Source organism: Streptomyces sp. HmicA12, from assembly GCF_000373565.1.
In the GTDB taxonomy this organism is placed as follows: domain Bacteria; phylum Actinomycetota; class Actinomycetes; order Streptomycetales; family Streptomycetaceae; genus Streptomyces.
Genome location: NZ_KB891809.1, coordinates 472,524 through 496,804 on the forward strand (window position 1 = coordinate 472,524; position 24,281 = coordinate 496,804).

Sequence of the window (24,281 nt, forward strand, 5' to 3'; positions counted from 1 at the left end):
GAGATGCCGCACGCAGTGCGCATCTCATGGGCGCGGGGAACCGCGCGAGAAGCCCCACCGGTCCGCAGCCGAGGACGGTCTACGCCTGAATCAGCGGCTCCTTCGTGAACAGGGTGCCGAGGGAGGGCGCGTTCACCCGGCGGCCGCCGAGCCGCAGGGCCTCCCAGACGGTGACCTGGTTGGCGGTGAGGACCGGCTTGCCCAGTTCTCGTTCCAGGTCGGAGATGTACGCCGCCGTGTGCAGGGCGGTGTCCGGCAGGAGCACCGCCTCCGCGTCGGGATGGTCACCGTTCCTGGCCATGGCGAGGACCTCGTCCCAGCCCCACGTGCCGACCTCGGCCGCCGTGATGATGCCGCTGCCGCGCACCGAGAGGACCTCGGCGCCGGCCGCCTTCAGGAACGTGGCGAAGTGGTCGGCGACGTCCTCGGGGTACGTCGCCGCCACCGCCACCCGCCGCACCCCCAGCTCACCGATGGCGTGCGCGAAGGCGAACGACGTGCTGGACGCGGGCAGCCCCGCGGCCTGCGCGAGGCCGCGGACCTGGTCGTGGGCGCCGTCCCAGCCGAAGACGAAGCTGCCGGACGTGCACGCCCAGACCACCGCCTCCGCGCCGGACATCCGCAGCTCCTCCACGCCGGCCGCGAGCCGCTCCGGAGCGCCCATCTCCAGCAGCGCGTCGACGCGGTGCGCGTCCTCACCGATGTCGGTGTGCACGACGGCGAGGCGCACGTCGCTGTCGATCAGCATCTCGATCCGCGGGTAGTCGTCCTCCGCGGAGTGTCCGGGGTAGAGAAATCCGAGCGCTGTCATGCTCTATGCCCACCCTTCCTGGCCCTCCGGAAAGTCCGGAAGGACCTGTTCTGGCTGCAGTCCCGGCCCTGTCTGCAGTCCCGGTTCCGGCTGGAGCTGCTGCTCCGGCAGACCCGGTACGGGCCACTGGCGGCGTGCCGCCGGGTCGAGCAGCGCCTGGTAGGGGCCCACCGCTCGCGTACCCAGCTGACGCAGGGCTGCCCACATCGTGACCTGGTTGGCCGAGATCACCGGCATCCGCAGCTCGGCCTCCAGCTGCGGGATGACGTCGTACGTGGGCAGGTTCGTGCAGCTGATGAAGAGCGCGTCGGCGCCGACGCCGACCGCCGCACGGGCCATCTCGGCGACGTCCCGGTAGGGGACCTTCCAGATGTGCCGGGTCAGGCCGAGGTAGGCGCGGCCGACCACGGTGATGCCGGCCTCCCCCAGGTACTCCTCGAGGGACTCGGTGACGGAACGGGTGTAGGGCGTGACGAGCGCGATGCGGCGCGCGCCGAGGTCGGCGAGGGCGTCGAGCAGCGCCCCCGATGTAGTCACGGAGGGGAGTTCCCCCGCCCTGCGCATCGCTTCGCACATGGCACGCTCTCCCGCGATGCCGCCGACGAAGCTGCCCGAGGTGCAGGCATAGGCCAGAACTTGCGGCTCGGCGGCGCCGAGCGCCCGTACCGCCTCGCCGAGCGTCTCGTGCTCGCTGACGAGTCGGGCCAGGTCGAGGCTGACCTCGACCGGCACGAACGGGGTACGGGTGAGGTGCAGGGAGATGTCATCGGGTACCCAGCGCCACAGTTCACGGTCGAGGGCGAAGTCGAACGGTGCGACAACGCCTACGCCGCGCTGCGGCTGAGGTCCCCCGAGGAAAGAGACGTCCATAGAGCATGCCCCAAGTTCAGTGACGTGGTGAATGGCCGATGTGATGCCTGAGCCGGCAGAGCGCCGGGACGTCGGGACAGCGAAGAGGAAGGCCTCCACAGACAAAGTCCCTCTGTGGGTACCCCTGTTGACGAAGGTAGGTTCAGGTGCCAGCGTGGTCAATCCGCGCATGTCAGATGGGATGCGGAGAGAGCGCCCACATCTCATGATCCCGACGTTTCCGACCGTCTCCCCCAAGGAAAGCGGACCTTCGTTGCGAAACGATTTCCCTCCGGTGTCCGGCCCGGACGACTCCGACGCCCGCCGCCCCACCGTGCTCGTGCTGGACGCCGCCCTGTCGGCGCCGCCGCCCCGGCTCGGCAGCCTCACCGGGCGGGCCCGCGTCCTGCATGCCGCGGGCACCGCCGAGCTGCGTGATCAACTCCCTTACGCGGACGTGCTGTTGGTGTGGAACTTCCTCTCCGACGCGGTCCGCGACGCCTGGCCGGGGCGTGGCTCGCGGCCACGCTGGGTGCACACGGCGAGCGCGGGAGTGGACCGGCTGATGTTCCCCGAACTCGTCGAGTCCGAAACGGTGTTGACCAATGCCAGAGGCGTCTTCGACCAGCCGATAGCCGAGTACGTGGCCGCGCTCGTGCTCGCGATGGGCAAGGACCTGCCCGGCACGATCGCCTTCCAGGCGAACCGGCAGTGGCGGCACCGGGAGACCCAGCGGATCTCCGGCACCCGCGCCTGTGTCGTCGGCACGGGACCCATCGGGCAGGCGATCACCAAGCAGCTCAAGGCGCTGGGGATCACCTCGGCCCTGGTCGGCCGGCGGGCCCGGGCCGGTGTGCACGGCCCGGCCGACCTCGACCGGCTGCTCGCCCGCGCCGACTGGGTGGTGTGCGCGGCGCCGCTCACCGAGGAGACCCGCGGCATGTTCGACGCCCGCCGGTTCGGCGTGATGCAGCCGTCGGCGCGGTTCATCAACGTAGGACGCGGTCCGCTCGTGGTGGAGCCCGACCTGGTGGACGCGCTGGAGAAGCGGTGGATCTCGGGTGCGGCGCTCGACGTCTTCGAGCACGAGCCACTGCCGGACGACAGCCCGCTGTGGACGGCTCCCGGGCTGCTCGTCTCGCCGCACATGAGCGGTGACACGGTCGGCTGGCGGGACGAACTGGGGCGCCAGTTCGTGGAGTTGTACGGGCGCTGGGAGAACGGGCGGCCGCTGATGAATGTAGTAGACAAGAAACGTGGGTATGTCCCCGGGAACTGATCACCGTAGCTTTGCTGTGGAGGGCGGATGACCACCGAGCTCACCGGACTGACCGCGCAGGACCTTCTCGACGGCTACCGCAAGGGCGAGTTCAGCCCGGTCGACGCCACCCGGGCCGTGCTCGCCCGGATCGAGGAGACCGAACCCGCGCTGAACGCGTTCGTGCGCGTCGACGCGCAGGGCGCGCTGCGGGAGGCCGAGGCGAGTACCGAGCGGTGGCGGCGGGGTGAGCCACAGGGCCTGGTCGACGGGGTGCCGGTGACGGTCAAGGACATCCTGCTGCAGCGCGGGGCACCCACCCTGAAGGGTTCCAAGAGCTCGCGCGCGGAAGGGACGTGGACCGAGGACGCGCCGTCCGTCGCGCGGTTGCGCGAGCACGGCGCCGTGTTCGTCGGCAAGACCACGACGCCCGAGTTCGGCTGGAAGGGCGTCACGGACTCGCCGCTGTCGGGCGCGACCCGCAACCCGTACGACCCGTCGCGCACGGCGGGCGGCTCAAGTGGCGGCAGCGCGGCGGCGGTTGCCGTCGGCGCGGGCCCCCTGTCACTGGGCACGGACGGCGGGGGATCGGTCCGCATACCCGCCGCCTTCTGCGGGATCTTCGGGCTGAAGCCGACGTACGGGCGGGTCCCGCTGTACCCGGCGTCCGCGTTCGGCACGCTCGCGCACGTGGGGCCGATGACGCGCAGCGCGGCCGACGCGGCGCTGCTGATGGACGTGATCTCCGGGCCCGACCCGCGGGACTGGTCGGCGCTCGCCCCGGCGGGCGCCGGCGGCTTCCGCGAGGGGATCCAGGGCGGGGTGCGCGGCCTGCGCGTCGCGTTCTCCCCCTCGCTCGGCGGACAGGTCGCGGTGCGGCCCCCGGTCGCCCACGCGGTGCGCTCGGCCGTCGAGCGGCTCGCGGGACTCGGCGCGTACGTGGAGGAGGTCGACCCCGACTTCACCGACCCGGTCGAGGCGTTCCACGTGCTGTGGTTCAGCGGGGCCGCGCGCGTGGTCCAGCAACTGACCGCGGCCCAGCGGGAGTCGCTCGACCCGGGCCTGCGCGAGATCTGCGCGCAGGGCGCCCGGTACAGCGCGCTCGACTACCTCGCGGCGGTGGACACCCGCATGGACCTGGGCCGCAGGATGGGCCTGTTCCACTCCACGTACGACGTGCTGGTGACGCCGTCGCTGCCGATCACGGCGTTCGAGGCGGGGGTGGAGGTGCCGCGCGGTTCGGGCCTGCGCCGCTGGACGGGCTGGACCCCGTTCACGTACCCCTTCAACCTGACCCAGCAGCCCGCCGCGTCCGTCCCCGTGGGGGTGGACGGGGACGGCCTCCCGGTGGGCTTGCAGGTGGTCGGCGCCCGGCATCAGGACGCGCTGGTGCTACGGGTGGCGCACTCCCTGTACGAGGCAGGGGTGGCCGGGATCCCGCGCCCCTGAAAGGGGCGCGGGGCTGTATCGATGTGCGGCTCCGCCGCGCGTGCGCGAGAAGCCCCACGCACCCGCAGGCGCGCGGCCCCGCAACCACCAACGGCGAGCGGGCGGATCAAACCCGCCGGAACCCCAACGTCTCCCCCACCGCCCCACTGCGCCACAGGTCCTGGCACGCGTCGGCCATGGCATCGAGCCCTTCGACGACCTGCCCCCACACGATCCCCGGCACCCACCCCACGTCCCCGTTCATGAGCAGGTTGTTCCGCTCGTAGAACAGCGCGAGGTCGATGACGGGCGTCCCGGCGTTCAGCCCGGCGCCCGTCCCGTACCCGTACGACTGGGACCCCAACTGCGTCCCGTTGAAGGAGAAATAGCAGAGGTCGCCGGGAATGGGCGTCACCGTCGGATTCTCCAACGGTGGCTCCTGTTCCGCGAATGCCGGGAACAGGGCGTAGATCTCGTTGCGGGCGTATTTGGCGTGGTAGACGTCGGAGACGAGCGGCAGCGCGTCCCAGACCGCCGCGCACGTCAGCGGTGCGCGGTCGTCGAGGAGCTTGGCCGTGCAGGCAACTCCCCTTTTGGCCAGGGAGACTTCGATGAATCGATCCGGTGTGTCAGCCATGCGCTCCATGGTCATCCCGAGACACCCCACCCGGTCAAGACCGCCTCCGGAACCGCATCGTCCGCGGCAGGGGCGTGAATTGATCGGCATAGTTCGAATCCAGCCGGGTAGCCGCGCGCCCATGGCTCCGACTCCTCAAAGACGAAATCGGCGAGATCCAAGTGGCATAGCCCGCAGAACACTTCTGGCGGGGGCCGCGGCACTCGGCACCGCGGTGGCCGTGGGCGGTGCGAGCGGCTGCAGCAGGATCGAGAAGGGAAACACTCTCGAACGACTGCGGGCCCAGGGCGTGGTGCGCCTGGGCATCGCCGGCGAAGTGCCCTTCGGCTACGTCGACGAAGACGGCGAGTTCACCGGCGAGGCACCGGAACTGGCCAAGAAGATCTTCAAGCGGCTCGGCATCGAGACGGTCCAGCCGGTCGCCACCGAGTTCGGTTCCCTGATCCCCGGCCTCAACTCGCAGCAGTTCGACGTGGTGTCGGCGGGGATGTACATCAACGCGGACCGCTGCGAACAGGTCATCTTCTCCGACCCCGAGTACCAGATGCTCGACGCGTTCATCGTGCGCAAGGGCAATCCGCTCGGGATCAAGAACTACAAGGACGTCGTCGAGAAGAAGGTCAAGTTCGCCACCGGCACCGGCTATGCCGAGATCGGCTACGCGACCGAGGCGGGCTACCCCGAGAAGAAGATCACGATCCTGGGCGACCAGGTGGCCGGTCTCGACGCGGTCGAGGCGGGCCGGGTCGACGTCTTCGCGGGCACCGCGCTCACCGTGCGCACCGTGGTGAAGGGCAGCAACAAGGCCGAGGCGACGGCGGCGTTCGCCCCGCTCGTCGACGGCAAGGAGCACGTGGACGGCGGCGGATTCGCCTTCCGGCCCACGGACACGGACCTGCGCGACGCCTTCAACCGCGAGATCCACAAGATGAAGAAGAACGGCGAACTCCTCGACACCCTGCGCCCCTTCGGCTTCACCGAGAAGGAAATGACGACCCTGACGGCGAAGGAGCTCTGCGGCGCATGACGAGCGGACTCTGGCAGCACTGGATCCTTCCCGGCATCTGGATCACCGTCCAGCTGACCATCTACAGCGCCGCCCTGGCGACCGTGGTGGCGTTCGGCATCGGCATCGCCCGCACCCACCGCCTCAAGACCGTCCGGTTCCTGGCCGGCTTCTACACCGAACTGTTCCGCGGCACCTCGGCGCTGGTGCTGATGTTCTGGATGTTCTTCGTCATCCCGGTGCTCTTCGGCTGGCAGCTGGTCCCGATGTGGGCGGCCGTCCTCGCCCTCGGCCTGTCCTACGGGGCGTACGGCGCGGAGGTGGTGCGCGGCGCGCTCAATTCCGTGACCCCGGCACAGTGGGAAGCGGGCATCGCCCTGAGCTTCACGCCCTGGCAGCGGATGCGGCTGATCCTGCTTCCGCAGGCCGTCCCGGAGATGATCCCGCCGTTCAGCAACCTGCTGATCGAACTCCTCAAGGGCACCGCGCTGGTGTCCCTGCTGGGCGTCGCCGACACCTCGTTCGCCGCGAACCTGGTGCGTCTGGCGACCCAGGAGAGCGCCAAGATCTACTCGGTCAGCCTGGTCATCTACTTCGTCATCGCCTTCGTGCTCTCCCGCGGCATGCGGTCCCTGGAGCGCAGGACCAAGGCGAACATCGGTCAGCCCGGTGAGCCCGGGTTCTTCAAGAACCTGTCGACGAGCCGGACGACCGACCTCGATCAGGACGTGGCCAAGACCGGAGGTGTCGCGTGAACAGCTGGGACTGGTCGGCCGTCGGTGACTTCATGCCGCGCTTCTGGGACGGCGTCCTCGTCACCCTGCAGGCCGTGGTGCTGGGTTCGCTGATCTCCTTCGCCCTCGGGCTCGTGTGGGCCATCGCCTTCCGGGCCCCCACCCGGTTCGTCCGCTGGCCGGTGGGCGTGATCACCGAGTTCATCCGCAACACCCCGCTGCTGGTGCAGCTCTTCTTCATCTTCTACGTGCTGCCGGAGTGGGGCATCCAGTTCTCCGCCCTGACCACCGGCATCGTCGCGATCGGCCTGCACTACTCGACGTACACGATGCAGGTGTACCGGGCCGGGATCGAGGCGGTCCCGGTGGGCCAGTGGGAGGCCGCGACCGCGCTGAGCCTGCCGGCCCGGCGCACCTGGACCGCGGTGATCCTGCCGCAGGCGATCCGCCGCGTGGTCCCGGCGCTCGGCAACTACGTGATCTCCATGCTCAAGGACACGCCGATGCTGCTCGGCATCGGTGTCCTGGAGATGCTGAACGAGGCGAAGCTGGAGGGCGCCGCCTCGTTCCAGTACGCCGAGCCGATCACCGTCGTGGGCATCGCCTTCATCCTCATCGCCTACCCCGCATCCCTTCTCGTCCGAGTTCTGGAGCGTCGCCTTGTCCGCTGACAGCAGCACTTCCCAAGAGATCAGAAACCCCGCCGTCGACGGCAGCGAACTCATCCGGTTCGACCACGTCACCAAGCGGTTCGGCGCCAACACCGTCCTCGACGAGCTGGACTTCTCCGTCGCCTCCGGCAAGCACGTCACGCTGATCGGCCCGTCCGGCTCCGGCAAGACGACGATCCTGCGGCTGCTGATGACCCTGCTCAAGCCGGACGAGGGCACGATCAAGGTCGGCGGCGAGTACCTCACGCACGAGGAGAAGAACGGCAAGCTGGTCCCGGCCGGCGAGAAGCACGTCCGCGAGGTCCGCAAGAACATCGGGATGGTCTTCCAGCAGTTCAACCTCTTCCCGAACATGAAGGTCCTGCGCAACGTCATGGAGGCGCCGGTCACCGTGCTCGGCCTGTCCAAGGACGAGGCGGAGGAGCGGGCCCGCGAGCTGCTCGACATGGTCGGTCTCGGCGACCGCTGCGACGCGTACCCGACGCAGCTCTCCGGCGGCCAGCAGCAGCGCGTCGCCATCGCGCGGGCCCTCGCGATGCGCCCGCAGGTGCTGCTCCTCGACGAGGTGACCTCCGCGCTCGACCCGGAACTGGTGGCGGGCGTCCTCGACGTGCTGCGCGACATCGCGCACACCACGGACATCACCATGCTCTGTGTGACCCACGAGATGAACTTCGCCCGGGACATCTCTGATCAGGTACTGATGTTCGACGCGGGCCGGGTCATCGAGTCCGGATCGCCGGAAAAGATATTCAGCGACCCGGAGCACGAGCGCACACGGGAGTTCCTGAGCGCGGTCCTGTGACCAGCCGCTCACAGATCGGGGCATGACTTTGGCATATGCCAGGGTGGCGCGTTCCTGCTGAGAGGCTACGGAATGCGCCACCAATCCCCCAACAGCCGCCCCGCTGAGGTGCGTTGGCGGCTATCGTGGACGGAGCCCAGCTGTCCGGAACCGTTCCATGCAGGGGGAAGCCGTGGCGCTGAAGCACGAGCAGGATGCGTCGTCGCACCAGCCGCACCAGTCGGTGCAGCACGCCCTTCGCGTGCTGGAGGCCGTCGCCCACCGTGGCGTCGGCATCACCGACATCGAGCTGGCGCGCGTCACAGGCCTGCCCGCCGACCCGCTGACCACCTTGCTGCGCATGCTGCGCCGCGAGGGATACGTGGAGCAGACCACCGACGGCGCCTACATCACGGGCAAGTCCCTGGCCCAGCTCGGCGCCGCCGAGGGCCACGAGGCCGCGCTCACCGCCAAGCTCCAGATCACCCTCGACGAGCTGCGCGACACCGTCGGCGCCGCCGTCTACATCAGCCGGTACATCGACGGTGAGGTCCACGTCACGCAGTACGCGGCGGGACCCGACGCCCCGCCGGTCAACGAGTGGGTGGACTTCCGCGTCTCGGCCCACGCCAGCGCGGTCGGCAAGTCCCTCCTCGGCCAGCTCGATGTGAACGGGCGGCGCGATCACCTCTCCCGCCACAAGATGGCCCGCCTCACCTCGCGCACCATCACGAACGAGAAGGTGCTGCTCTCCAAGCTCGCCGCCCAGCCGGCGACCGTCCCCGTCCTGGACATCCAGGAGTACGCGGTGGGCACGGTCTGCGCGGCGGTCCCGATCACGGCGGGCGCGGCCGTCGGCTGCCTGGCCCTCTCCCTCCCGATCGAACACGCCCACCGCCTCCGCCACGCGGCGGACCGCCTCAACCAGGGCGCGGCACCGGTACTCCTGTCCCTGGCGATCTGAGCCCTACGCGTCCGCGGGCTGGGCGGCCATCGCTGTCGGCTGCGGCCCGGTGGGGCTTCTCGCGCAGTTCCCCGCGCCCCTGGAAGGCCTGCGGCCTCCAGGGGAGGCTGCGCGCAGCGCATGCCTCAGGGGCGCGGGGAACTGCGCGAGAAGAGGCCACCGGCCGCCGGACAGCCACGACCCCCGTGGGGCAGACGCAGACCTGTCAGACGCGCGGGCCCGTGCCGATCACCCGCTACCCCGCGGGGCGCGCCTCGTGACGACGAAGGCCCCCCGCATGATGCGAGGGGCCTTCGTTTTGTGTGCGCCATCAGGGACTCGAACCCCGGACACGCGGATTAAGAGTCCGCTGCTCTAACCAACTGAGCTAATGGCGCCGGTTGACGAGGTAAATACTACCTGGTCCGAGGGGGTGCTCAGGACCAGGCGCGCAGCAGCTCCTCGCGGCCCCGCTCCCGATAGGCCGCCACCAGCTCCGCGCGGTCGTCGGACGTGAGACGCCGGTACGCCGCCCCGCCCGGCGGCCGCCACCACAGCTCACCGTCACCGCCCCAGAAGCCCTCCCGCCGCAGCTCCCCGCGCCGCACCTTGTTCGTCGCGGTGACCGGTATCCGCTCCACCACCCGCACGAAGCGCGGCGCCATCTTCGTCCCGAGGTCACCCTGCCCGAGCAGGAACTCGCCGAACGCGAGCGGGTCGAACGCCACCCCCTCGCGCGGCGCGAGCGTCGCCATCACCTGGTCCCCCGAGACGGGGTCGGGCACGCCGTACACGGCGACCGCGGCGGCATCCCGCCACCGGGCCAGGATGTTCTCGATCATCGCGGGGGCGAGGTTCTCGCTGTCCACGCGGATCTTGTCGTCGCCGCGCCCCGCGAAGTACAGGAACCCCTCCGCGTCCCGGTAGAAGAGGTCCCCGGTCCAGTACCAGCCGTGCTCGCGCACCCGCTCCGCGTACGCGGCGTCGTTGCGCCAGTACCCCTCGAAGGGCGAGCGGCCGCGGTTGACCAGCTCGCCGATCGCCGCCGCCCCGTTCACGAGCCGCCCGCCCGTGTCGAACTCGGCGGGCGGGCACTCCCGCTTCGTCTCCGGGTCGAGGACGACGAGGTCGTCGCGGGGCGCGGCCCGGCCGATCGCCCCGGCCGGGGTGTCGGCGGTGCGCTGCACGGCGGCGCCGCCCTCGGACGACCCGTACCCCTCGACGAGCCGCACCCCGAACCGCTCCTCGAAGCGCGCCGCGTCCACCGCCCCCGCCTCGGTCCCGAACCCGACCCGCAGCGGGTTGTCCCGGTCGTCCGGCCGCTCCTCGGTGGCCAGGAGGTACTGCACGGCCCGTCCTACGTACGTGAAATAGGTCGCCCCGAACTTCCTTACGTCGTCCAGGAAATGGGACGCGGAGAAGCGCCGGCGCAGAGCCACACCCGCGCCCGCCGCCATCGCGGGCGCCCAGTCGGCGATGACCGCGTTGCCGTGGAAGAGGGGCATGCAGATGTAGTGCACGTCGTCGGCCCGTACTCCGAAGTGGTCGACCAGCGACTGTCCGGCCGCCGCGAGCCGCCCCTGGCTGCACAGCGCGGCCTTGGGCGCCCCGGTGGAGCCGGAGGTGAAGTAGAGCAGCATGCGCGAGTCCGGGCGGACCCCGGGGGCCGGTTCCGGTGCGGCGCCCTCGTACGGGGCGAGCAGTTCCGCGTACGCGCCGGTGTCGGTGACCAGGACGCGCACGCCGGGCAGTGCGAGCCCGTCGAGCAGCGGGAGGTGGCGGCGGTCGGTGACCAGGGCGCGGCACTCGGTGTGGGTGATGTCGCGGGCGAGTTCGGCTCCGTGGCGGGTCGGGTTGATCCCGGCGACGGCGGCCCCGGCGAGCGCCGCGGCGCCCAACCACTGGGGAAACTCGGGAGTGTTGTCGAGCAGGACGCCCACGTGCGGCTCGGCGCCGCGCGGCAGCAGGTCGGCGAGGAGCGCGGCGCGGGCGGCCGCCCCCGCGGCCACCTGGTGGTGGCTGAGCACCTGGTCCTCGTACGCGAGTCCCGGCCGGTGGTCGCCCCACCGGGCCCGGACCAGTTCCGCGAAGGTGCGCGTGTCGGATCCCATGGCCGCGCACCATAATTGACGAGCCGTCAGAAAGGGAGACCCTCTGTGTAGTACACACCCGTGGGCTGATCCGGCTCCAGCTCAGGGGTCGACCACGTCAGCGCGGCGTAGATCATGACGCAGCACCCCGTGACCGCGACGGCCACGAACGCCACGACGAACCCCATGCCCACCGCGAGCGCGACCGGCCGGTACGGCTGGGCCGTCGCGTGCTCGGGCTCGTCGGCCGAGTAGCGCACCATGACGGTGTCGCCCTCCAGGACCGTCTCACGCCCGCCGCTCTCGCTGATGCGGACCGTGCGGCCCTCGCGCGTGGTGAACTCGTACACGCGGTGCTGATGGGTGGTCGGCGTGTCGCCACTGGACCTGGTGGTGAACACCTGCAGACAGCGTGCCTCGGACGTGCGCCCGCCGTGCCAGGCCTTGCGTATCCGCATCGCGCGGCGCAGCAGGATCCAGCCGACGGACAGGAACCCCGACGCGATGATCGTCGCGAGCCCTACGAAGAAGAACTCCATGCCCCGCCCCCGTGGTCGAACACTCCCCCGTACGCCGGCGAGACATCGTCGGCGTACGGGGAAGCTACCCGGGTCCGGACCCGAAGTTGCTCAAGGGAGGCTCAGAACATCCTCGCTCAGAAGGTGACGTCCGAGCAGGCGTAGAACGCGTTCGCCGTGTCCGCGATCGTCCACACCGCGAGGATCACGTGGTGGCCGGACTTGCCGGACGGCAGGGTGCCGGAGTGCGAGAGGGTGGCCGGGGGCTGTCCGCTGTAGGGCACCGTGAGGAACGGGGTGGTGTCCAGGGCCGCGCGGGTGAGCGGCTTGCTGTCGTCCCAGCCGTTCTTGGTGACGTAGTAGCGGAAGTCCGTGGTGGAGTGCCGCGCGGTGAACTGCCAGCGGAACGTGTAGCTCTGACCGCCCGTCACCTTGGTCGTCGGCCAGGCCGAACCGTTCGGCTGCTTCGCGGCGTTGAGCTGGCCGAACTCGCCGTGGTTCGCCGAACAGATCTGACCGTCGGCGGGGCCCGCGGCCGGGAAGCCCTTGGGACCCTCGACGCTCTGCGGCTCCCATTGGATGTTGCCGCAGTTGGCGACGGTGCCGTTGGCGCAGAGTTTCTGCCGGCTGATGGGCAGGTCGGTGTAACCGTGGCCGCTCGCGCCGCCCGCCGACAGGGCGAACGCCCCGGCGGTGGTCAGGCCGAGCAGGGCCGCGTAGATCTTCTTCCGCATGCTGCCGCTCCTGGGGGTGTGGGGAGTACCGGTAGCTGTGCGCACAGCGATGTTTCAGGTCTAGACCAACCAACACCCAATGTATGGCCGGGAGTTGAACATGTCCATACCAATCGCGGAGTCGGCCGGACCCCGGAGCGCCGCTCTCCCCTTACGCGCCCCTCACTCGCCCCTTCCCGTGTAGAACGCCACCGTCAGGTCCTTCACGAGCGCCTTGCGCTCGTAGTCGTCCAGCTCGACCAGGCCGCGCGTGGTCAGCCGCGTCACCGTGTCCTCCACCGAGTCCACGACGGAGGTCAGCACGCTGTCCCGGTGCTGCGCGTCGAGCGCGGCGATCCTGCGGCGCTGCATCGCGGCCGCCACCTCGGGCGCGTACTCGATCCGGGTCGGCTGGGCGGAGAACACCTCGATGCCGACCGGCTCGACGTCCGCGGCCAGGCGCCGGGTGAGCAGGTCGCCGACGGCCTCGGCGTTGCGCAGCGTCGGCGCGTCCTCGTGGAAGGCGTCGGCGGGCAGCTGCGAGAGCACCCGCGCCATGTCCGCCTCCACGCACTCGCGCAGGTACGTCTCGTGGTCCTCGACGCCGAGCGTGGCCCGCGCCGTGTCCCTGATCCGCCAGACCACGAGGACGACGACGCGCAGCGCGACCCCGTTCGCGTCGACGGCGGGCATCGGCTCGCTGCGCCAGTGCCGCAGGCGTACGTCGACCCGGCGGCGCAGCAGCAGCGGGTTCACCCACAGCAGCCCCGCCTTGCGCACGCTGCCCCGGTAGCGCCCGAAGAGGGAGAGCACCCAGGCCTGTCCGGTGCGCCCGCGCGCGAGTCCGCCGAACCCGAAGAGGGCGAGCACGCCCGAGCCCGCGACCGCTCCCCACTGCGCGGGCCCGAGCCCCACGCCCTCGTAGCGGGACAGCCCGGCCACCTCGGTCACGATCTGCGGCAGCGCCCCGGCCCAGCCGAGCGAGGCCACCGCTCCGGCCGCGCCGGCCAGACCGCCGAACAGCCCGACCGCGCCGGGCAGCACCCGTCCCGCCCGCTCCTTCACGTCCGGGTCGGCGACCGGCGCCGGGCGGGCGGGGGCGCGCGGCGGCATCCGGCGCGGTGCAACGGTCCGCTCCTTGCCGCTCACGCCCGTACCGCCCGCACCCGCACCCAGGCGGCCCGTGCCGACGACCGCGGGGCGCAGCGGCACGGCCACCGGGTCCGGGTCGTCGCGGAAGAGCAGGTGGACCGGGATCTCGGTGGTGGCCTCGTTCTGGATGAGCCGCGCGCCGCGCGGCCGGTCCCCGATTGCGCTGGGTTCGCTCATCGCTTCCTCGTCGTTGTTCTCTCGGTCTGCCCCGACGCTCCCCGGCACGGTCTCCGTCATGAGAAGAGCCGCCTCCAGGTCTCGGGGCCCGGGTAGCCGTCGGCCGCCGCGCCCCGCCAGCCCTGGGCCCGCTGGAACGCCTCGACGGCCCGCCGGTCCGCCTCGCCCCAGCGCGGGCCCGGGCCCTGCGTGTAGTACTTGCCGAATCCTTTCTTCACGAGCTGTCGCCCGAGCTTCGTCACGGCGTCACCGCTCGCCCCGGACCGGAACGCCGCCCGCCCGGGAAAGGCCGGTGCCTTGGACGCGGCGGACCCCTTCGACCCCGACGAGCTCTTGGCGCTCCCCGGGATGTCCTTGCCCTTGCCGGTGACCAGGTACGACCAGGTCGTCGGCCCGGGAATCCCGTCGGCGTCCTTGCCGCTCCAGCCCTGGGCCCGCTGGAACGCCTGCGTCGCCCGGCGGTCGGCCTCGCCCCAGCGCGGCCCGGGGCCCTCGCTGTAGAACCGCTTGCCGCCGCGCTCCACGAGCAGCCGGCCGAGCTGGGTGACGGACGCGTTGTTCGCGCCGGGCCCGAAGGCTCCGGTCCCCGGGAACTTCGTCACCGAGGAGTCCGCGCCGGACGCCGTCCCCGCCTTCACGCCCTTGTAGCGATAGGCCAGGTACTTGCCGGAGTTGCTCCAGTACGCGTACGGGGTGGCCTGTTTCCTGGTGCCGGGCCGGGTCTGTTCGTATGCGATGTAGTAGGTGCGCGTGTAGTCGGTCCAGCCGCCGAAGATCGTGACGTGCGAGCCCTTCTCGGGGTCGGCCGGGTTGTGGAAGAGCAGGATGTCGCCGGGCTGCAGCTGCGCCTTGGTGATCCGGGTGCCGTACGTGGCGAGGCTGCCGGTCCACTCGTTGCCCGGCAGGTCCCACGCCATGGAGACGAAGCCGGAGCAGTCCTGGCGGTAGCCGTCCTTCCAGTACTTGTCCATGTTGTACGGGACCTTCGCCGAGACCCAGGTCTTGGCGCGGTTGATGATCGCGGCCCGCGTCGTGGTGCGCAGCGCCGCGTCCTGCGCCAGGTCCACGCTGCCCGCGCTGCCCGCGGCCTGGCCCGGCGCCCCGTGCAGCGGGCTGGTGCCGCCCTGCGGGGTGACCTCGTCGTCACCGGGCACGGGGTCGCCCGGTCTTGCCTCGTGGTGCCCGGCCGCGGTGGCCGGGGTCAGCTGGACGCCGCCGATGACGGTGCCCGCGGCCGCGGCGACGACCAGGGCGTGCCGCGCACCGACCTTCGTACGGCCCCGCTGCGGGTTGGCGCGCCGCCACTGGACGCACCCCGCGCAGTGGCAGTCGCCCGCCGGGTCGTACTCCTCGAAAACCGGAGCCTCCATGCGATTCCCCTCACACTCCAGAGCCGGACGCTGTACCGATGAGCCTCGCGTTCGCACGCAGGAAGCGTCTCAACTGTCCAGGCAAATCGCATGTTGACGGTCCGAATGATGGAAATCGTCAGAAATCACCCCACTCCTCGGCGCGTCGACTGGCCCCGGGCGGTCCGGAGCACCCCTGGAGTTCGGGTAGAGTTATGCAGGTCAGCGGGCGCCATTAGCTCAGTTGGTTAGAGCAGCGGACTCTTAATCCGCGTGTCCGGGGTTCGAGTCCCTGATGGCGCACCAGATCGAAGGCCTCCCGCCTCACGCGGGGGGCCTTCGTCGTCGGGCCTGAACTGCCGCACAGCCAGCGGCTGGGGGTCCGGGGGTCATCCCCCGGGGAATACAGCATCCGCGTGTCCGGGGTTCGAGTCCCTGATGGCGCACACGAAACGAAGGCCTCCCGCCTCACACGGGGGGCCTTCGTCGTCAGGCATGAACTGCCGCACAGCCAGCGGCTGGGGGTCCGGGGGTCATCCCCCGGGGAATACAGCATCCGCGTGTCCGGGCTTCGAGTCCCTGATGGCGCACCAGATCGAAGGCCCCTCGTTTCTACGAGGGGCCTTCGGCGTCTAACGTGACCCCATGGCGCAGCGTGACCTCCAAGAGCGGATCAAGAAGCTGATCGTCGACCGGCGGCTTCCCCCGGGGGCCCCGCTGCCCACCGAGCCCGAGCTGATGGAGTTGCTCGGGGTCAGCCGGAACTCCGTGCGGGAGGCGCTCAAGGCGCTGCAGGCGATGGGCATCGTCGAGATCCGGCACGGTTTCGGGACGTACGTCGGCCCGATGTCGATGGCGCCGATGGTCGAGGGCCTCGCCTTCCGTACCGTCGCCGCGCACTACCGCGGCGAGGACAGCCTGCTGCAACTCCTCGAACTGCGCGAGGCCGTGGAGACCGGCCTCGTGGCCCGGCTCGCGGGCCGGGTGCCGGACGCCGATCTGGCCGAACTCGACGCGCTCGTGGGCGAGATGGAGAAGGAGGCCGGGTCCCCGGAGGGCGCCGTCGCCGCCGCCACCGACCGAGCGTTTCACGCCACTCTCTACCGAGGCCTGGGTAACCCACTGCTCGGCGAGGTACTGGACGCGTTCTGGGAGGCGTTCCACCGGGTGCGGACGGACCTGGTGGACGTACCGCGGGACCCGCAGGTGACGTGCCGTCAGCATCGGGAGATTCTGGACTCCTTGCGCTCAGGTGACGCGATCCGGGCGGAGCGGGCGATACGCGATCACTTCGGGAACATCCGTCACCGACTGACCGCAACCCCACAGCAAGACCGGTAAACACCGTGTTTCGCTCCGTATCGCCCTTGCGATCATGAGGTGGGGCGCAGCACCCTATCCTGGAGCCATTGGCTCCAATGAGGCTTACGGTGCAGGGCAGTTGCAGCCAGCAGAAGCCCGCGCCGAAGCCGCATTCGGCGGGAGTACGGCACGATCCGGTTGCTCACGGCGCGGGGATGGGGGTCCCGTTCATGAAGCGATGTCGAGGGGGGCATCATGCAACCGGAAGGACGTCGTCCCAGTCTTAAGAGGAAGGGTGGGACGGTGGCCTGCCACTGATACGCCCGGAGACGGTCGAGGGGGACCTGACACGGGCGGAAGGACCGACGACCACGCGGTGACTCGCGTGCGGGGGGATGACTCATGACGTCGACGCCGACGGGCGCCCGACAGGGCTTTGACCCGTCCGAGACGACCCAGCTGCGGGTGCCGTCGCACCGCACCGGCGGCTTCAAACGCATCAAGAAGACGCTGCCTCGTTACGACTACGAGCACTACAGCCGGCTCGCGGGTCCCCTCACACAGCCCGACCCGAACAAGCCGTACCGGGTGCAGTACCGCTCGCTGCTCTCGCAGGAGCCGCACCGGATCCGCGCGGCGCTGATGCTGGGCGCGGCCCCGCTGCTCTCGCTCGTCCTGCTGTTCTGGCTGATGCAGCCCGAGCACTGGACCGAGCGCGACTACGTGGAGTACGACTTCCTGCCCACGCTCGACATCGTCATGCTGGTCGCGATCGGCCTGATCGAGTTCTTCCGGTGCATGAACGTGCTGTCGAACGCGCACGCCACGCTGGTCGCCCGCGACCCGATCCCGGTGGTGCCCGAGACCGGCACGAGAGTCGCGTTCCTGACCTCGTTCGTGCCCGGCAAGGAGCCGATCGAGATGGTGACGAAGACCCTGGAGGCGGCGGTCAAGCTGCGCCACCGGGGCCTTCTGCACATCTGGCTGCTCGACGAGGGCGACGACCCCGAGGTCAAGGCGGTCTGCGAGCGGCTCGGCGTGCACCACTTCTCCCGCAAGGGAGTCGCGAGATGGAACCAGGCCAAGGGCCCGCACCGCGCCAAGACCAAGCACGGCAACTACAACGCCTGGCTGGACGCGCACGGCGACGACTACGACTACTTCGCCTCCGTCGACACCGACCACGTGCCGCTGCCCAACTACCTGGAGCGGATGCTCGGCTTCTTCCGCGACCCGAACGTCGGCTTCGTGATCGGCCCGCAGGTCTACGGCAACTACGACAACTTCGTGACCAAGGCCGCCGAGTCGCAGCAGTTCCTCTTCCACGCGCTGATCCAGCGCGCCGGCAACCGGTACGGCGCCCCGATGTTCGTCGGCACCTCGAACGCCGTACGCATCAAGGCGCTCAAGCAGATCGGCGGCCTGTACGACTCCATCACGGAGGACATGGCGACCGGCTTCGAGATCCACCGCGCGAAGAACCCGGCGACGGGCCGCAAGTGGCGCTCCGTGTACACCCCGGACGTGCTGGCCGTCGGTGAGGGCCCCAGCGCCTGGACCGACTTCTTCACGCAGCAGATGCGGTGGTCGCGCGGCACGTACGAGACGATCCTCAAGCAGTACTGGAAGGGCTTCTTCACGCTCCCGCCGAGCAAGCTCTTCAACTACACGATGATGATCATCTTCTACCCGATGGCCGCCATGAACTGGATTCTGGCGGCCATGAGTTGTGCCCTGTTCCTCGGGCTCGGCGCCTCGGGTGTGAACATCGACCCGACGGTCTGGCTGATGCTGTACGGCAACGCGTCGGCGCTGCAGATCGGCCTCTACATCTGGAACCGCCGGCACAACGTCTCGCCGCACGAGCCCGAGGGCTCCGGCGGTGTGGCCGGCATGGTGATGTCCGCGCTGTCCGCGCCGCTGTACGCGAAGGCCCTGGTCGACTCCCTGCTGCGCCGCAAGAGCAAGTTCGTCGTGACCCCGAAGGGCGACTCGGCGAGCCCCGACCGGTGGTTCGGGACCTTCCGCTACCACTGGTACTTCATCCTCATCTTCGGCGCCTCGATCGCCGCGGGCTTCGTCTACGGGCACGCCCACCCGGCGATGATCACCTGGGCCACCTTCGCCCTGCTGATCACCGCGCTGCCGATGTTCGCCTGGCGCTACATGCTGCGCCAGGACAAGAAGAAGCCGAAGCCCCCCGCCGAGGCACCCGCCGAGGAGCAGCAGCCCCGTCCGGCGCCGCAGCCGCACAGCGTGCCGCAGCAGAAGCCCAGTTGGGCCGCCGCCGAGCGCCGCGACGGAGGTGCCGAGGGCAGCGGGGGCAACGACCAGACCATGCAGATCTCCCTGGGGGGACGTAACAAGTGAAAGACGGTGCGAGCCGCCGCCGTGCCCGACGCATAGCCATCGGCACGGTGGTGGTACTGGCGCTCGCCGGGATGAACGGACCCTGGCTGTATCGCTTCGGGTCGGCCAAATACCACGAGTACAAGATCAACAGACCCGAGTACAAGGCCGACAACGGGCACTGGGACGTCATCGATTTCCCCGAGGACATGCGCCTGAACACGATCCACGCGGCGCTGCTCCACACCGGAAAGATCCTGCTCGTCGCGGGGTCGGGCAACAACCAGAAGAACTTCGACGCCAAGAAGTTCGACACCCGGCTCTACGACCCGGTGAAGAAGACCATCAAGAAGATCCCGACGCCGGTCGACCTGTTCTGCACGGGCCACACGCAGCTGGCGAACGGGAACCTGCTGATCGCGGGCGGCACCAAGCGCTACGAGAAGCTCAAGGGCGACGTCACCAAGGCCGGCGGCCTGATGATCGTGCACAACGAGGACCCGGACGCGCCGAAGACGATCAAGGCCGGCACGAAGTTCACCGGCAAGGAGAACGGCAGGACGTTCGTCGCCAAGGACAACATCACCGTCGAGCGGGCGACGAAGAAGTTCGACCCCGCCACCGGCAAGTTCCTGCGCAACGACCCGGGCATCGGCCGCGTCTACGTCGAGGCACAGCGCTCCGGCGCCAAGTACGAGACCGGCACCCAGGACAACTACCGCGTCCAGGGCCTCACCGGCGCCGACGCGCGCAACGTCTACGGCATCGCGCAGAAGCTCGCGCTCGACAAGAAGGACTTCCAGGGGATCAGGGACTCCTACGAGTTCGACCCGGTCGCCGAGAAGTACATCAAGGTCGACCCGATGAACGAGGCGCGCTGGTACCCGACGCTGACCACGCTCTCGGACGGCAAGGTGCTCTCCGTCTCCGGCCTCGACGAGATCGGGCAGCTGGTGCCCGGCAAGAACGAGGTGTACGACCCGAAGACGAAGAAGTGGACGTACCTGACCAAGCAGCGCCAGTTCCCGACGTACCCCGCGCTCTTCCAGATGGCGAACGGCAAGATCTTCTACTCGGGCGCCAACGCGGGCTACGGCCCGGACAACGTCGGCCGCAAGCCCGGCATCTGGGATCTGGAGACGAACAAGTTCGAGAAGATCCCCGGCCTCTCCGACGCCACCATGATGGAGACGGCGAACACCGTCGAACTGCCGCCCGCGCAGAGCCAGAAGTACATGGTGATCGGCGGCGGTGGCGTCGGCGAGTCCAAACTGTCCAGCAACAAGACCCGGATCGTCGACCTGAAGGACGCGGACCCGAAGTTCGTGGACGGCCCGCAGCTGGAGAAGGGCACCCGCTACCCGCAGGCCTCCGTGCTGCCCGACGACTCGATCCTGGTCTCCGGCGGCTCGGAGGACTACCGCGGGCGCGGTGACTCCAACATCCTCCAGGCGCGGCTCTACGACACGAGGACCAACACCTTCAAGCAGGTCGCCGACCCCGAGGTGGGCCGCAACTACCACTCCGGTTCGCTGCTGCTGCCCGACGGCCGGGTGCTGTTCTTCGGCTCCGACTCCCTCTACGCGGACAAGGCCGACACCAAGCCGGGCACCTTCGAGCAGCGCCTGGAGATGTACACGCCGCCGTATCTGTACCGGGACTCGCGCCCGAGCCTGGAGGGCGGCGAGCGCACGATCGCGCGCGGGGCCTCGTCGACGTACAAGACGGAACACGCCTCGTCCATCAAGACGGCGCGGCTGATCCGGCCGAGCGCGTCGACGCACGTCACCGACGTGGACCAGACCTCGATCGCGCTCGACCTGAAGAAGTCCGACGACTCCATCACGGTGACGGTTCCCAAGAACCGGGCCCTGGTGGAATCGGGCTGGTACATGCTGTTCGTGACGGACGATCAGGGCACGCCCAGCAAGGCCCAGTGGGTGCACGTGACGTGACCGGCCGCCCGCACGGGCACGGCAACCGACCGAGGGGCGCGGGGAGTTCACCCCGCGCCCCTCGTCGTCAGTTGGAGGCCTCGGCCAGCTTCACCGCGTACTCGCCCCACCATTCGCCCGCCTTGGGCCCGCCCTTGCACGTGCCGTCCGACTCGCCGGGCCGCTTGACCCACAGGTACGCCTTCACCAGGTCGTCGCCCGTCTTCGTGGTCGGCGCCTCGCCGAGCGCACGGCCCGGCGGGTTGCACCAGCGCTCGTCCGGATCGCCGCCCGTGTACGGCCCGTTGCCGTTGCGGCTGGTGTCGATGACGAAGGGCTTGTTGCCGACCTTCGCCGAGAGCTCCTTGCCGTACTTGACGGAGTCCTCGGTGGAGTAGAAGTTCGACACGTTCAGCGCGAAGCCGTCGGCCTGGCCGATGCCGGACCGCTGCAACGGGTCGTAGAGCTGGTCGGGCGTGCCCCAGCCCGCGTTCCCCGCGTCCAGGTAGACCTTCGTCGCCTTCAGGGACTTGAACTTCTCGATGGCGCCGTTGAGGAGGTCGTAGCGCTCCTCGTGGAACTGCTCGGGCGTGCAGTTGTCCACCATGTGCTGGACCGCGTCCGGCTCCAGGATGATCGTCGCGGGCCGGTCGCCGATACCGGCGGCGACCTGGTCGATGAACGTCCGGTACGCGTCGCCGTCGGCGGCGCCGCCCTGCGAGTAGTTGCCGCAGTCGCGGTGCGGGATGTTGTAGATGACCAGCAGCGCGTCCCGGTCCGCCTTCTGGGCGGCCTCCGTGTACCCGCGCGCCTGGTCCTCGGCGTTCTCCGGAATCAGCCACTCGCCGCTGGGCTGCTCGGCGATCTTCCGGACCGCCTGCGCGTCGTCGTCCTTGCCGTCCTTCTCCAGGTCGGAGACGGCCTGCGCGGCCTTGCTGTCCGGATTGACCCAGAACGGATCGGAACTCTTCGGCTGTTGTGTCACGGGAGGAGCCGAGCCGTCGCCACCCTTCTTGTCTCCTCCGGAGGAACACGCGGACACGAGCAGCGCCGCCCCCACGACGACCGCTCCAGCCCTCAGTTTCCGGTACATCCACTCCCCCTTGGGTGCACTGTCTGGCCCTCAATCGTGACATACGCCCCGGGCGGGTCACGAGGCCGGACGGCGCTTGTCAAAGACCTGTTACAGCACGCGGGATCTGGGTAGGCGCCGGGCCTCGGGGAGTCGGACCTGTGGGGCGAAAGAGGTGGACCACATGTCGCTGGAGTCCCGTGAACTGCGTCTCGCATCAGCCCTGCTGGAGTTCACGGATACCCTCATCGGTGAGTTCGAACCAGCACGCCAACTGAGCCTGCTGGCGGACCGCTGTGTGGAGTTCCTCGGCGCCCAGGGCGCCGGAGTGACCCTGCTGGAGGCGAGCGGCCAGCCGGGCCCCGTCGTCCACAGCGCCCAGCAGAAGGACGTCGTCCGCGAGTTGATGGAGTGGGAGCAGGCCGCGGGGCCGGTGCGCGAGAGCCTGGAGTCCGGGAAGCCGGTGCAGGCCATCTCCCTGACGTCACGGGAGGCCGCCGAGCGGTGGCCCGCGTTCACCGCGGCCGCCCGCCGGTTCGGGATCGCCTCGACCTACGCGGTCCCGCTGCGCCGGCGCGGGACGACGCTCGGCGCGCTGAGCATCTACACCCCTCAACCGCCGCCCCACAACGGAGCGTTGGCGATCGCACAGACACTCGCCGACGCGACGACCGTGGGCCTGCTCAACCACCGCGCCTACGCGCAGTACAGGGAGCTTTCGGGCCAGCTGCAACAAGCACTTGCCAGCCGTGTGCGGATCGAACAGGCAAAGGGGATGCTCGCCGAGCGCTGGGAGACCTCCCCGGACGGCGCGTTCGGGACGTTGCGCCAGTACGCGCGCAGGAACCGGCTGCCGCTCGATCAGGTCGCCCGCGCCGTGGTGAGCCGCGATCTGACCGACGCCCAGTTACGGCGCGACGATGCCTGACCCGCCCGGCAACCGGCTCCCACCTGCGCAGACCACGCTGCGCCACCATCCTCGTACTTGGCGTCAAACGCCCCCTAGGCCGCGCGGCGCATCCGTTCTAGAGTCTCTCTCAGCGGCCCCAGACCTCGGCCTTCAGGACCGGAAGGGTTTCCTCCTCGGGGGAAATTTCTCCTTCAAGCCTCCTGCGCCGACGCCGGGTTACTCCCGCAGCCCGCTGCGTGCGCGGTCGAGGACCGTCCGGCCGGCGGCTCCGGGGGGAGCGGGTCGCCGGCCGGGCCAGGTGCCCGGCGCTCAGCCCGCCTTCGACGGCGCCTCGTCGACCCCCGACAGATACGCGGAGACGACGACGTTCGCCGTGTACGTCCGGGACGCCTTGTCGAAGGTGCCGCCGCAGGTGATCAGGCGCAGCTCGGCGCGGGCCGGGTCGTGCGGCCCGTACACCTTGCCCGGGTCGAAGCGGTCACGCTCGTAGACCTGCACGTCGTCGACGGTGAACGCGGCGACGGACCCGTCGTCGCGCACCACCTTCACGGTGTCGCCGGGCTTGGCCTCGCTCAGGTGGTAGAAGACGGCGGGCCGGGTGTCGGTGTCCACGTGCCCGACGAACAGGGACGTGCCCCGCTCCCCCGGCTGCACGCCCGCGCCGTACCAGCCGACGACGCCGGCCTGGTCGTAGGGCGGCGGGTCGACGGCGCCGCCGCCGTCCAGGCCGCGGGCCACGACGGGGGCCTGGATGCGCAGCGCCTCGACGTCGACGCGCTGCGGCTTCGCGGCTTTGACCGGCTTGTGCGCGGCGGGCAGGTCGACCCCGAAGGGGCGTCCGACGGCGGCCGCGTCTCCCGTCGCGGGCCCGGACAGGGACACGTCGGTGACGTCGCGGCCCCACAGCCACAGCCCGAGCAGCAGCACGGCCCAGGCGAGGCCCGTGATCAGCCGGCCCGCGCCGTGGTGCCTGCTCACTGCCGTGCGGACCGGCGGCGCCGGACGCTGCGGAAGGCCACGGCGACCGCGGCGACCGCGGCGAGGACCAGGCCGATGACGGCGTGCCGGGTGCCGGGGCCCTCGCTGGGGGCGGCCGCGGGGTGCGCGGCGGCGAGTTCGGCCGCGGCGCCGCCGCCCCCGGCGTGCACGGGCGCGGTCGGGGTCGGGGTGACGGTGTGGCTGCTGCCCATGACGCGGATGCTGCCCTTGATCTCGGACACGATGTCGCGGCCGGGGCAGACCACGAGGATGTCGTACGTGCCGGGGGCCGTGGACGACTTCACGCGGGCCTCCGCGAACAGGGTCGGCTGATCGGCCGACGGCCCGAGCGACACGGTGGAGACGAAGGCGGCGGAGGATGCCTTGCCGGTCGTCCCGTCGCAGCCGGAGACCCGCAGGTCGACCTCGCTGCCCGGCGGGACCCCGTACGGGGTGACGGTGACGGATCCGCCGCCCTCGGCCTGGGCGGCGGTGACCGGCAGGGCCACCAGGAGAGCGGCCGCCCCTGCGGCACGGAGAGCAAGCAGACCAGTACGCATCGTGAACCTCCTGTTACTGGCAGGTTCACGCGCCCGGCGGCATTCCGCATCCCGGG

The 24,281-nt window shown here is 70.2% G+C and carries 22 protein-coding genes and 2 tRNA genes; 12 read left to right on the forward strand and 12 right to left on the reverse strand.

Translation table 11 applies throughout. The features are described 5' to 3' along the window. Nucleotides 1-79: 79 nt before the first annotated feature. Together B072_RS0120025 and B072_RS0120030 are read right to left on the reverse strand one after the other, a co-directional pair. Nucleotides 80-811: a decarboxylase gene (locus tag B072_RS0120025; protein WP_018531754.1), complete on the reverse strand. Its 732-nt coding sequence runs from the start codon at nucleotides 809-811 to the stop codon at nucleotides 80-82. Nucleotides 812-814: 3 nt separating this feature from the next. Next, nucleotides 815-1,681, reverse strand: a complete 867-nt coding sequence (locus B072_RS0120030) for an aspartate/glutamate racemase family protein (RefSeq protein WP_018531755.1) — start codon at nucleotides 1,679-1,681, stop codon at nucleotides 815-817. A 274-nt stretch (nucleotides 1,682-1,955) separates the two neighbouring features. On the opposite strand from B072_RS0120030, the gene B072_RS0120035 reads away from it, so the two are divergent. After that, a complete protein-coding gene (locus B072_RS0120035) occupies nucleotides 1,956-2,939 on the forward strand; it encodes a D-2-hydroxyacid dehydrogenase (RefSeq protein WP_018531756.1) in 984 nt (327 codons plus the stop codon). Between the two features lie 27 nt (nucleotides 2,940-2,966). Next, nucleotides 2,967-4,367 (forward strand): amidase, encoded by a 1,401-nt coding sequence (locus B072_RS0120040; protein WP_018531757.1) that lies wholly within the window; start codon nucleotides 2,967-2,969, stop codon nucleotides 4,365-4,367. A gap of 106 nt (nucleotides 4,368-4,473) precedes the next feature. Here B072_RS0120040 and B072_RS0120045 read toward each other — a convergent pair whose 3' ends face one another. After that, nucleotides 4,474-4,983 carry a DUF3830 family protein gene (locus B072_RS0120045; protein WP_026246050.1) on the reverse strand — a complete coding sequence of 170 codons (510 nt, stop codon included), beginning with the start codon at nucleotides 4,981-4,983 and terminating at the stop codon, nucleotides 4,474-4,476. A gap of 121 nt (nucleotides 4,984-5,104) precedes the next feature. On the opposite strand from B072_RS0120045, the gene ehuB reads away from it, so the two are divergent. The 5 genes from ehuB to B072_RS0120070 all read left to right on the forward strand — a co-directional run bounded on the left by ehuB (nucleotide 5,105) and on the right by B072_RS0120070 (nucleotide 9,142). Beyond that, complete coding sequence (ehuB, locus tag B072_RS0120050; RefSeq protein ID WP_026246051.1) at nucleotides 5,105-6,010, forward strand: ectoine/hydroxyectoine ABC transporter substrate-binding protein EhuB; 906 nt, start codon at nucleotides 5,105-5,107, stop codon at nucleotides 6,008-6,010. Next, on the forward strand, nucleotides 6,007-6,744 hold the full coding sequence (ehuC, locus tag B072_RS43565; RefSeq protein ID WP_018531760.1) for an ectoine/hydroxyectoine ABC transporter permease subunit EhuC: 738 nt from the start codon (nucleotides 6,007-6,009) through the stop codon (nucleotides 6,742-6,744). The genes ehuB and ehuC overlap by 4 nt, the downstream gene beginning before the upstream one ends. Before the next feature lie 32 nt (nucleotides 6,745-6,776). Next, complete coding sequence (gene ehuD / locus B072_RS0120060) at nucleotides 6,777-7,394, forward strand: ectoine/hydroxyectoine ABC transporter permease subunit EhuD (RefSeq protein ID WP_043244325.1); 618 nt, start codon at nucleotides 6,777-6,779, stop codon at nucleotides 7,392-7,394. Continuing rightward, nucleotides 7,384-8,199, forward strand: a complete 816-nt coding sequence (ehuA, locus tag B072_RS0120065; protein WP_018531762.1) for an ectoine/hydroxyectoine ABC transporter ATP-binding protein EhuA — start codon at nucleotides 7,384-7,386, stop codon at nucleotides 8,197-8,199. Before ehuD ends, ehuA begins: the two co-directional genes overlap by 11 nt. 172 nt (nucleotides 8,200-8,371) lie before the next feature. After that, nucleotides 8,372-9,142 (forward strand): IclR family transcriptional regulator, encoded by a 771-nt coding sequence (locus tag B072_RS0120070; RefSeq protein ID WP_026246052.1) that lies wholly within the window; start codon nucleotides 8,372-8,374, stop codon nucleotides 9,140-9,142. A 303-nt stretch (nucleotides 9,143-9,445) separates the two neighbouring features. Here B072_RS0120070 and B072_RS0120075 read toward each other — a convergent pair. The 6 genes from B072_RS0120075 to B072_RS0120100 form a co-directional block, all read right to left on the reverse strand. Next, a tRNA-Lys gene (locus tag B072_RS0120075) sits at nucleotides 9,446-9,519 on the reverse strand. A gap of 39 nt (nucleotides 9,520-9,558) precedes the next feature. After that, nucleotides 9,559-11,232: an AMP-binding protein gene (locus B072_RS0120080; protein WP_018531764.1), complete on the reverse strand. Its 1,674-nt coding sequence runs from the start codon at nucleotides 11,230-11,232 to the stop codon at nucleotides 9,559-9,561. 26 nt (nucleotides 11,233-11,258) lie between these two features. Then, a complete protein-coding gene (locus B072_RS43570) occupies nucleotides 11,259-11,750 on the reverse strand; it encodes a DUF3592 domain-containing protein (RefSeq protein ID WP_018531765.1) in 492 nt (163 codons plus the stop codon). Between the two features lie 116 nt (nucleotides 11,751-11,866). Beyond that, nucleotides 11,867-12,463, reverse strand: coding sequence for a lytic polysaccharide monooxygenase auxiliary activity family 9 protein (locus tag B072_RS0120090; RefSeq protein ID WP_018531766.1), 597 nt, complete (start codon nucleotides 12,461-12,463; stop codon nucleotides 11,867-11,869). Between the two features lie 162 nt (nucleotides 12,464-12,625). Then, nucleotides 12,626-13,771: an SPFH domain-containing protein gene (locus tag B072_RS0120095; protein WP_026246053.1), complete on the reverse strand. Its 1,146-nt coding sequence runs from the start codon at nucleotides 13,769-13,771 to the stop codon at nucleotides 12,626-12,628. Nucleotides 13,772-13,827: 56 nt separating this feature from the next. After that, the gene (locus B072_RS0120100) at nucleotides 13,828-15,141 is read right to left on the reverse strand and encodes a peptidoglycan-binding protein (RefSeq protein WP_018531768.1); all 1,314 of its coding nucleotides are present in this window, start codon (nucleotides 15,139-15,141) and stop codon (nucleotides 13,828-13,830) included. Nucleotides 15,142-15,349: 208 nt separating this feature from the next. Here B072_RS0120100 and B072_RS0120105 point away from each other — a divergent pair. The 4 genes from B072_RS0120105 to B072_RS0120120 all read left to right on the forward strand — a co-directional run bounded on the left by B072_RS0120105 (nucleotide 15,350) and on the right by B072_RS0120120 (nucleotide 20,726). Then, nucleotides 15,350-15,426: transfer RNA gene (locus tag B072_RS0120105), tRNA-Lys, on the forward strand. Nucleotides 15,427-15,765: 339 nt separating this feature from the next. Next, nucleotides 15,766-16,461 (forward strand): FadR/GntR family transcriptional regulator, encoded by a 696-nt coding sequence (locus tag B072_RS0120110; protein ID WP_018531769.1) that lies wholly within the window; start codon nucleotides 15,766-15,768, stop codon nucleotides 16,459-16,461. A gap of 363 nt (nucleotides 16,462-16,824) precedes the next feature. Then, complete coding sequence (locus B072_RS0120115; protein ID WP_018531770.1) at nucleotides 16,825-18,792, forward strand: glycosyltransferase family 2 protein; 1,968 nt, start codon at nucleotides 16,825-16,827, stop codon at nucleotides 18,790-18,792. Continuing rightward, a complete protein-coding gene (locus B072_RS0120120; RefSeq protein WP_026246054.1) occupies nucleotides 18,789-20,726 on the forward strand; it encodes a kelch motif-containing protein in 1,938 nt (645 codons plus the stop codon). Before B072_RS0120115 ends, B072_RS0120120 begins: the two co-directional genes overlap by 4 nt. Nucleotides 20,727-20,793: 67 nt before the next feature. On the opposite strand, the gene B072_RS0120125 is transcribed toward B072_RS0120120, so the two are convergent. After that, nucleotides 20,794-21,798 (reverse strand): glycoside hydrolase family 6 protein, encoded by a 1,005-nt coding sequence (locus tag B072_RS0120125; protein WP_026246055.1) that lies wholly within the window; start codon nucleotides 21,796-21,798, stop codon nucleotides 20,794-20,796. A 163-nt stretch (nucleotides 21,799-21,961) separates the two neighbouring features. Here B072_RS0120125 and B072_RS0120130 point away from each other — a divergent pair, with 163 nt between their 5' ends. Further along, nucleotides 21,962-22,705 (forward strand): ANTAR domain-containing protein, encoded by a 744-nt coding sequence (locus B072_RS0120130; protein WP_026246056.1) that lies wholly within the window; start codon nucleotides 21,962-21,964, stop codon nucleotides 22,703-22,705. A gap of 291 nt (nucleotides 22,706-22,996) precedes the next feature. Here B072_RS0120130 and B072_RS0120135 read toward each other — a convergent pair whose 3' ends face one another. Continuing rightward, the gene (locus B072_RS0120135) at nucleotides 22,997-23,665 is read right to left on the reverse strand and encodes a class F sortase (protein ID WP_018531774.1); all 669 of its coding nucleotides are present in this window, start codon (nucleotides 23,663-23,665) and stop codon (nucleotides 22,997-22,999) included. Next, nucleotides 23,662-24,225, reverse strand: a complete 564-nt coding sequence (locus B072_RS0120140) for a hypothetical protein (RefSeq protein WP_026246057.1) — start codon at nucleotides 24,223-24,225, stop codon at nucleotides 23,662-23,664. The genes B072_RS0120135 and B072_RS0120140 overlap by 4 nt, the downstream gene beginning before the upstream one ends. Between the last annotated feature and the right edge of the window lie 56 nt (nucleotides 24,226-24,281).

Coding starts and splice junctions, on each gene's coding strand:
- B072_RS0120025 (WP_018531754.1), bottom strand. CDS start 811: ATGACAGCGCTCGGATTTCTCTACCCCGGACACTCCGCGGAGGACGAC.
- ehuD (WP_043244325.1), top strand. CDS start 6,777: ATGCCGCGCTTCTGGGACGGCGTCCTCGTCACCCTGCAGGCCGTGGTG.
- B072_RS0120090 (WP_018531766.1), bottom strand. CDS start 12,463: ATGCGGAAGAAGATCTACGCGGCCCTGCTCGGCCTGACCACCGCCGGG.
- B072_RS0120040 (WP_018531757.1), top strand. CDS start 2,967: ATGACCACCGAGCTCACCGGACTGACCGCGCAGGACCTTCTCGACGGC.
- B072_RS0120045 (WP_026246050.1), bottom strand. CDS start 4,983: ATGGCTGACACACCGGATCGATTCATCGAAGTCTCCCTGGCCAAAAGG.
- ehuC (WP_018531760.1), top strand. CDS start 6,007: ATGACGAGCGGACTCTGGCAGCACTGGATCCTTCCCGGCATCTGGATC.
- B072_RS0120125 (WP_026246055.1), bottom strand. CDS start 21,798: ATGTACCGGAAACTGAGGGCTGGAGCGGTCGTCGTGGGGGCGGCGCTG.
- ehuB (WP_026246051.1), top strand. CDS start 5,105: ATGGCTCCGACTCCTCAAAGACGAAATCGGCGAGATCCAAGTGGCATA.
- B072_RS0120130 (WP_026246056.1), top strand. CDS start 21,962: ATGTCGCTGGAGTCCCGTGAACTGCGTCTCGCATCAGCCCTGCTGGAG.
- B072_RS0120115 (WP_018531770.1), top strand. CDS start 16,825: ATGACGTCGACGCCGACGGGCGCCCGACAGGGCTTTGACCCGTCCGAG.
- B072_RS0120095 (WP_026246053.1), bottom strand. CDS start 13,771: ATGAGCGAACCCAGCGCAATCGGGGACCGGCCGCGCGGCGCGCGGCTC.
- B072_RS0120140 (WP_026246057.1), bottom strand. CDS start 24,225: ATGCGTACTGGTCTGCTTGCTCTCCGTGCCGCAGGGGCGGCCGCTCTC.
- B072_RS0120100 (WP_018531768.1), bottom strand. CDS start 15,141: ATGGAGGCTCCGGTTTTCGAGGAGTACGACCCGGCGGGCGACTGCCAC.
- B072_RS43570 (WP_018531765.1), bottom strand. CDS start 11,750: ATGGAGTTCTTCTTCGTAGGGCTCGCGACGATCATCGCGTCGGGGTTC.
- B072_RS0120110 (WP_018531769.1), top strand. CDS start 15,766: ATGGCGCAGCGTGACCTCCAAGAGCGGATCAAGAAGCTGATCGTCGAC.
- B072_RS0120080 (WP_018531764.1), bottom strand. CDS start 11,232: ATGGGATCCGACACGCGCACCTTCGCGGAACTGGTCCGGGCCCGGTGG.
- B072_RS0120030 (WP_018531755.1), bottom strand. CDS start 1,681: ATGGACGTCTCTTTCCTCGGGGGACCTCAGCCGCAGCGCGGCGTAGGC.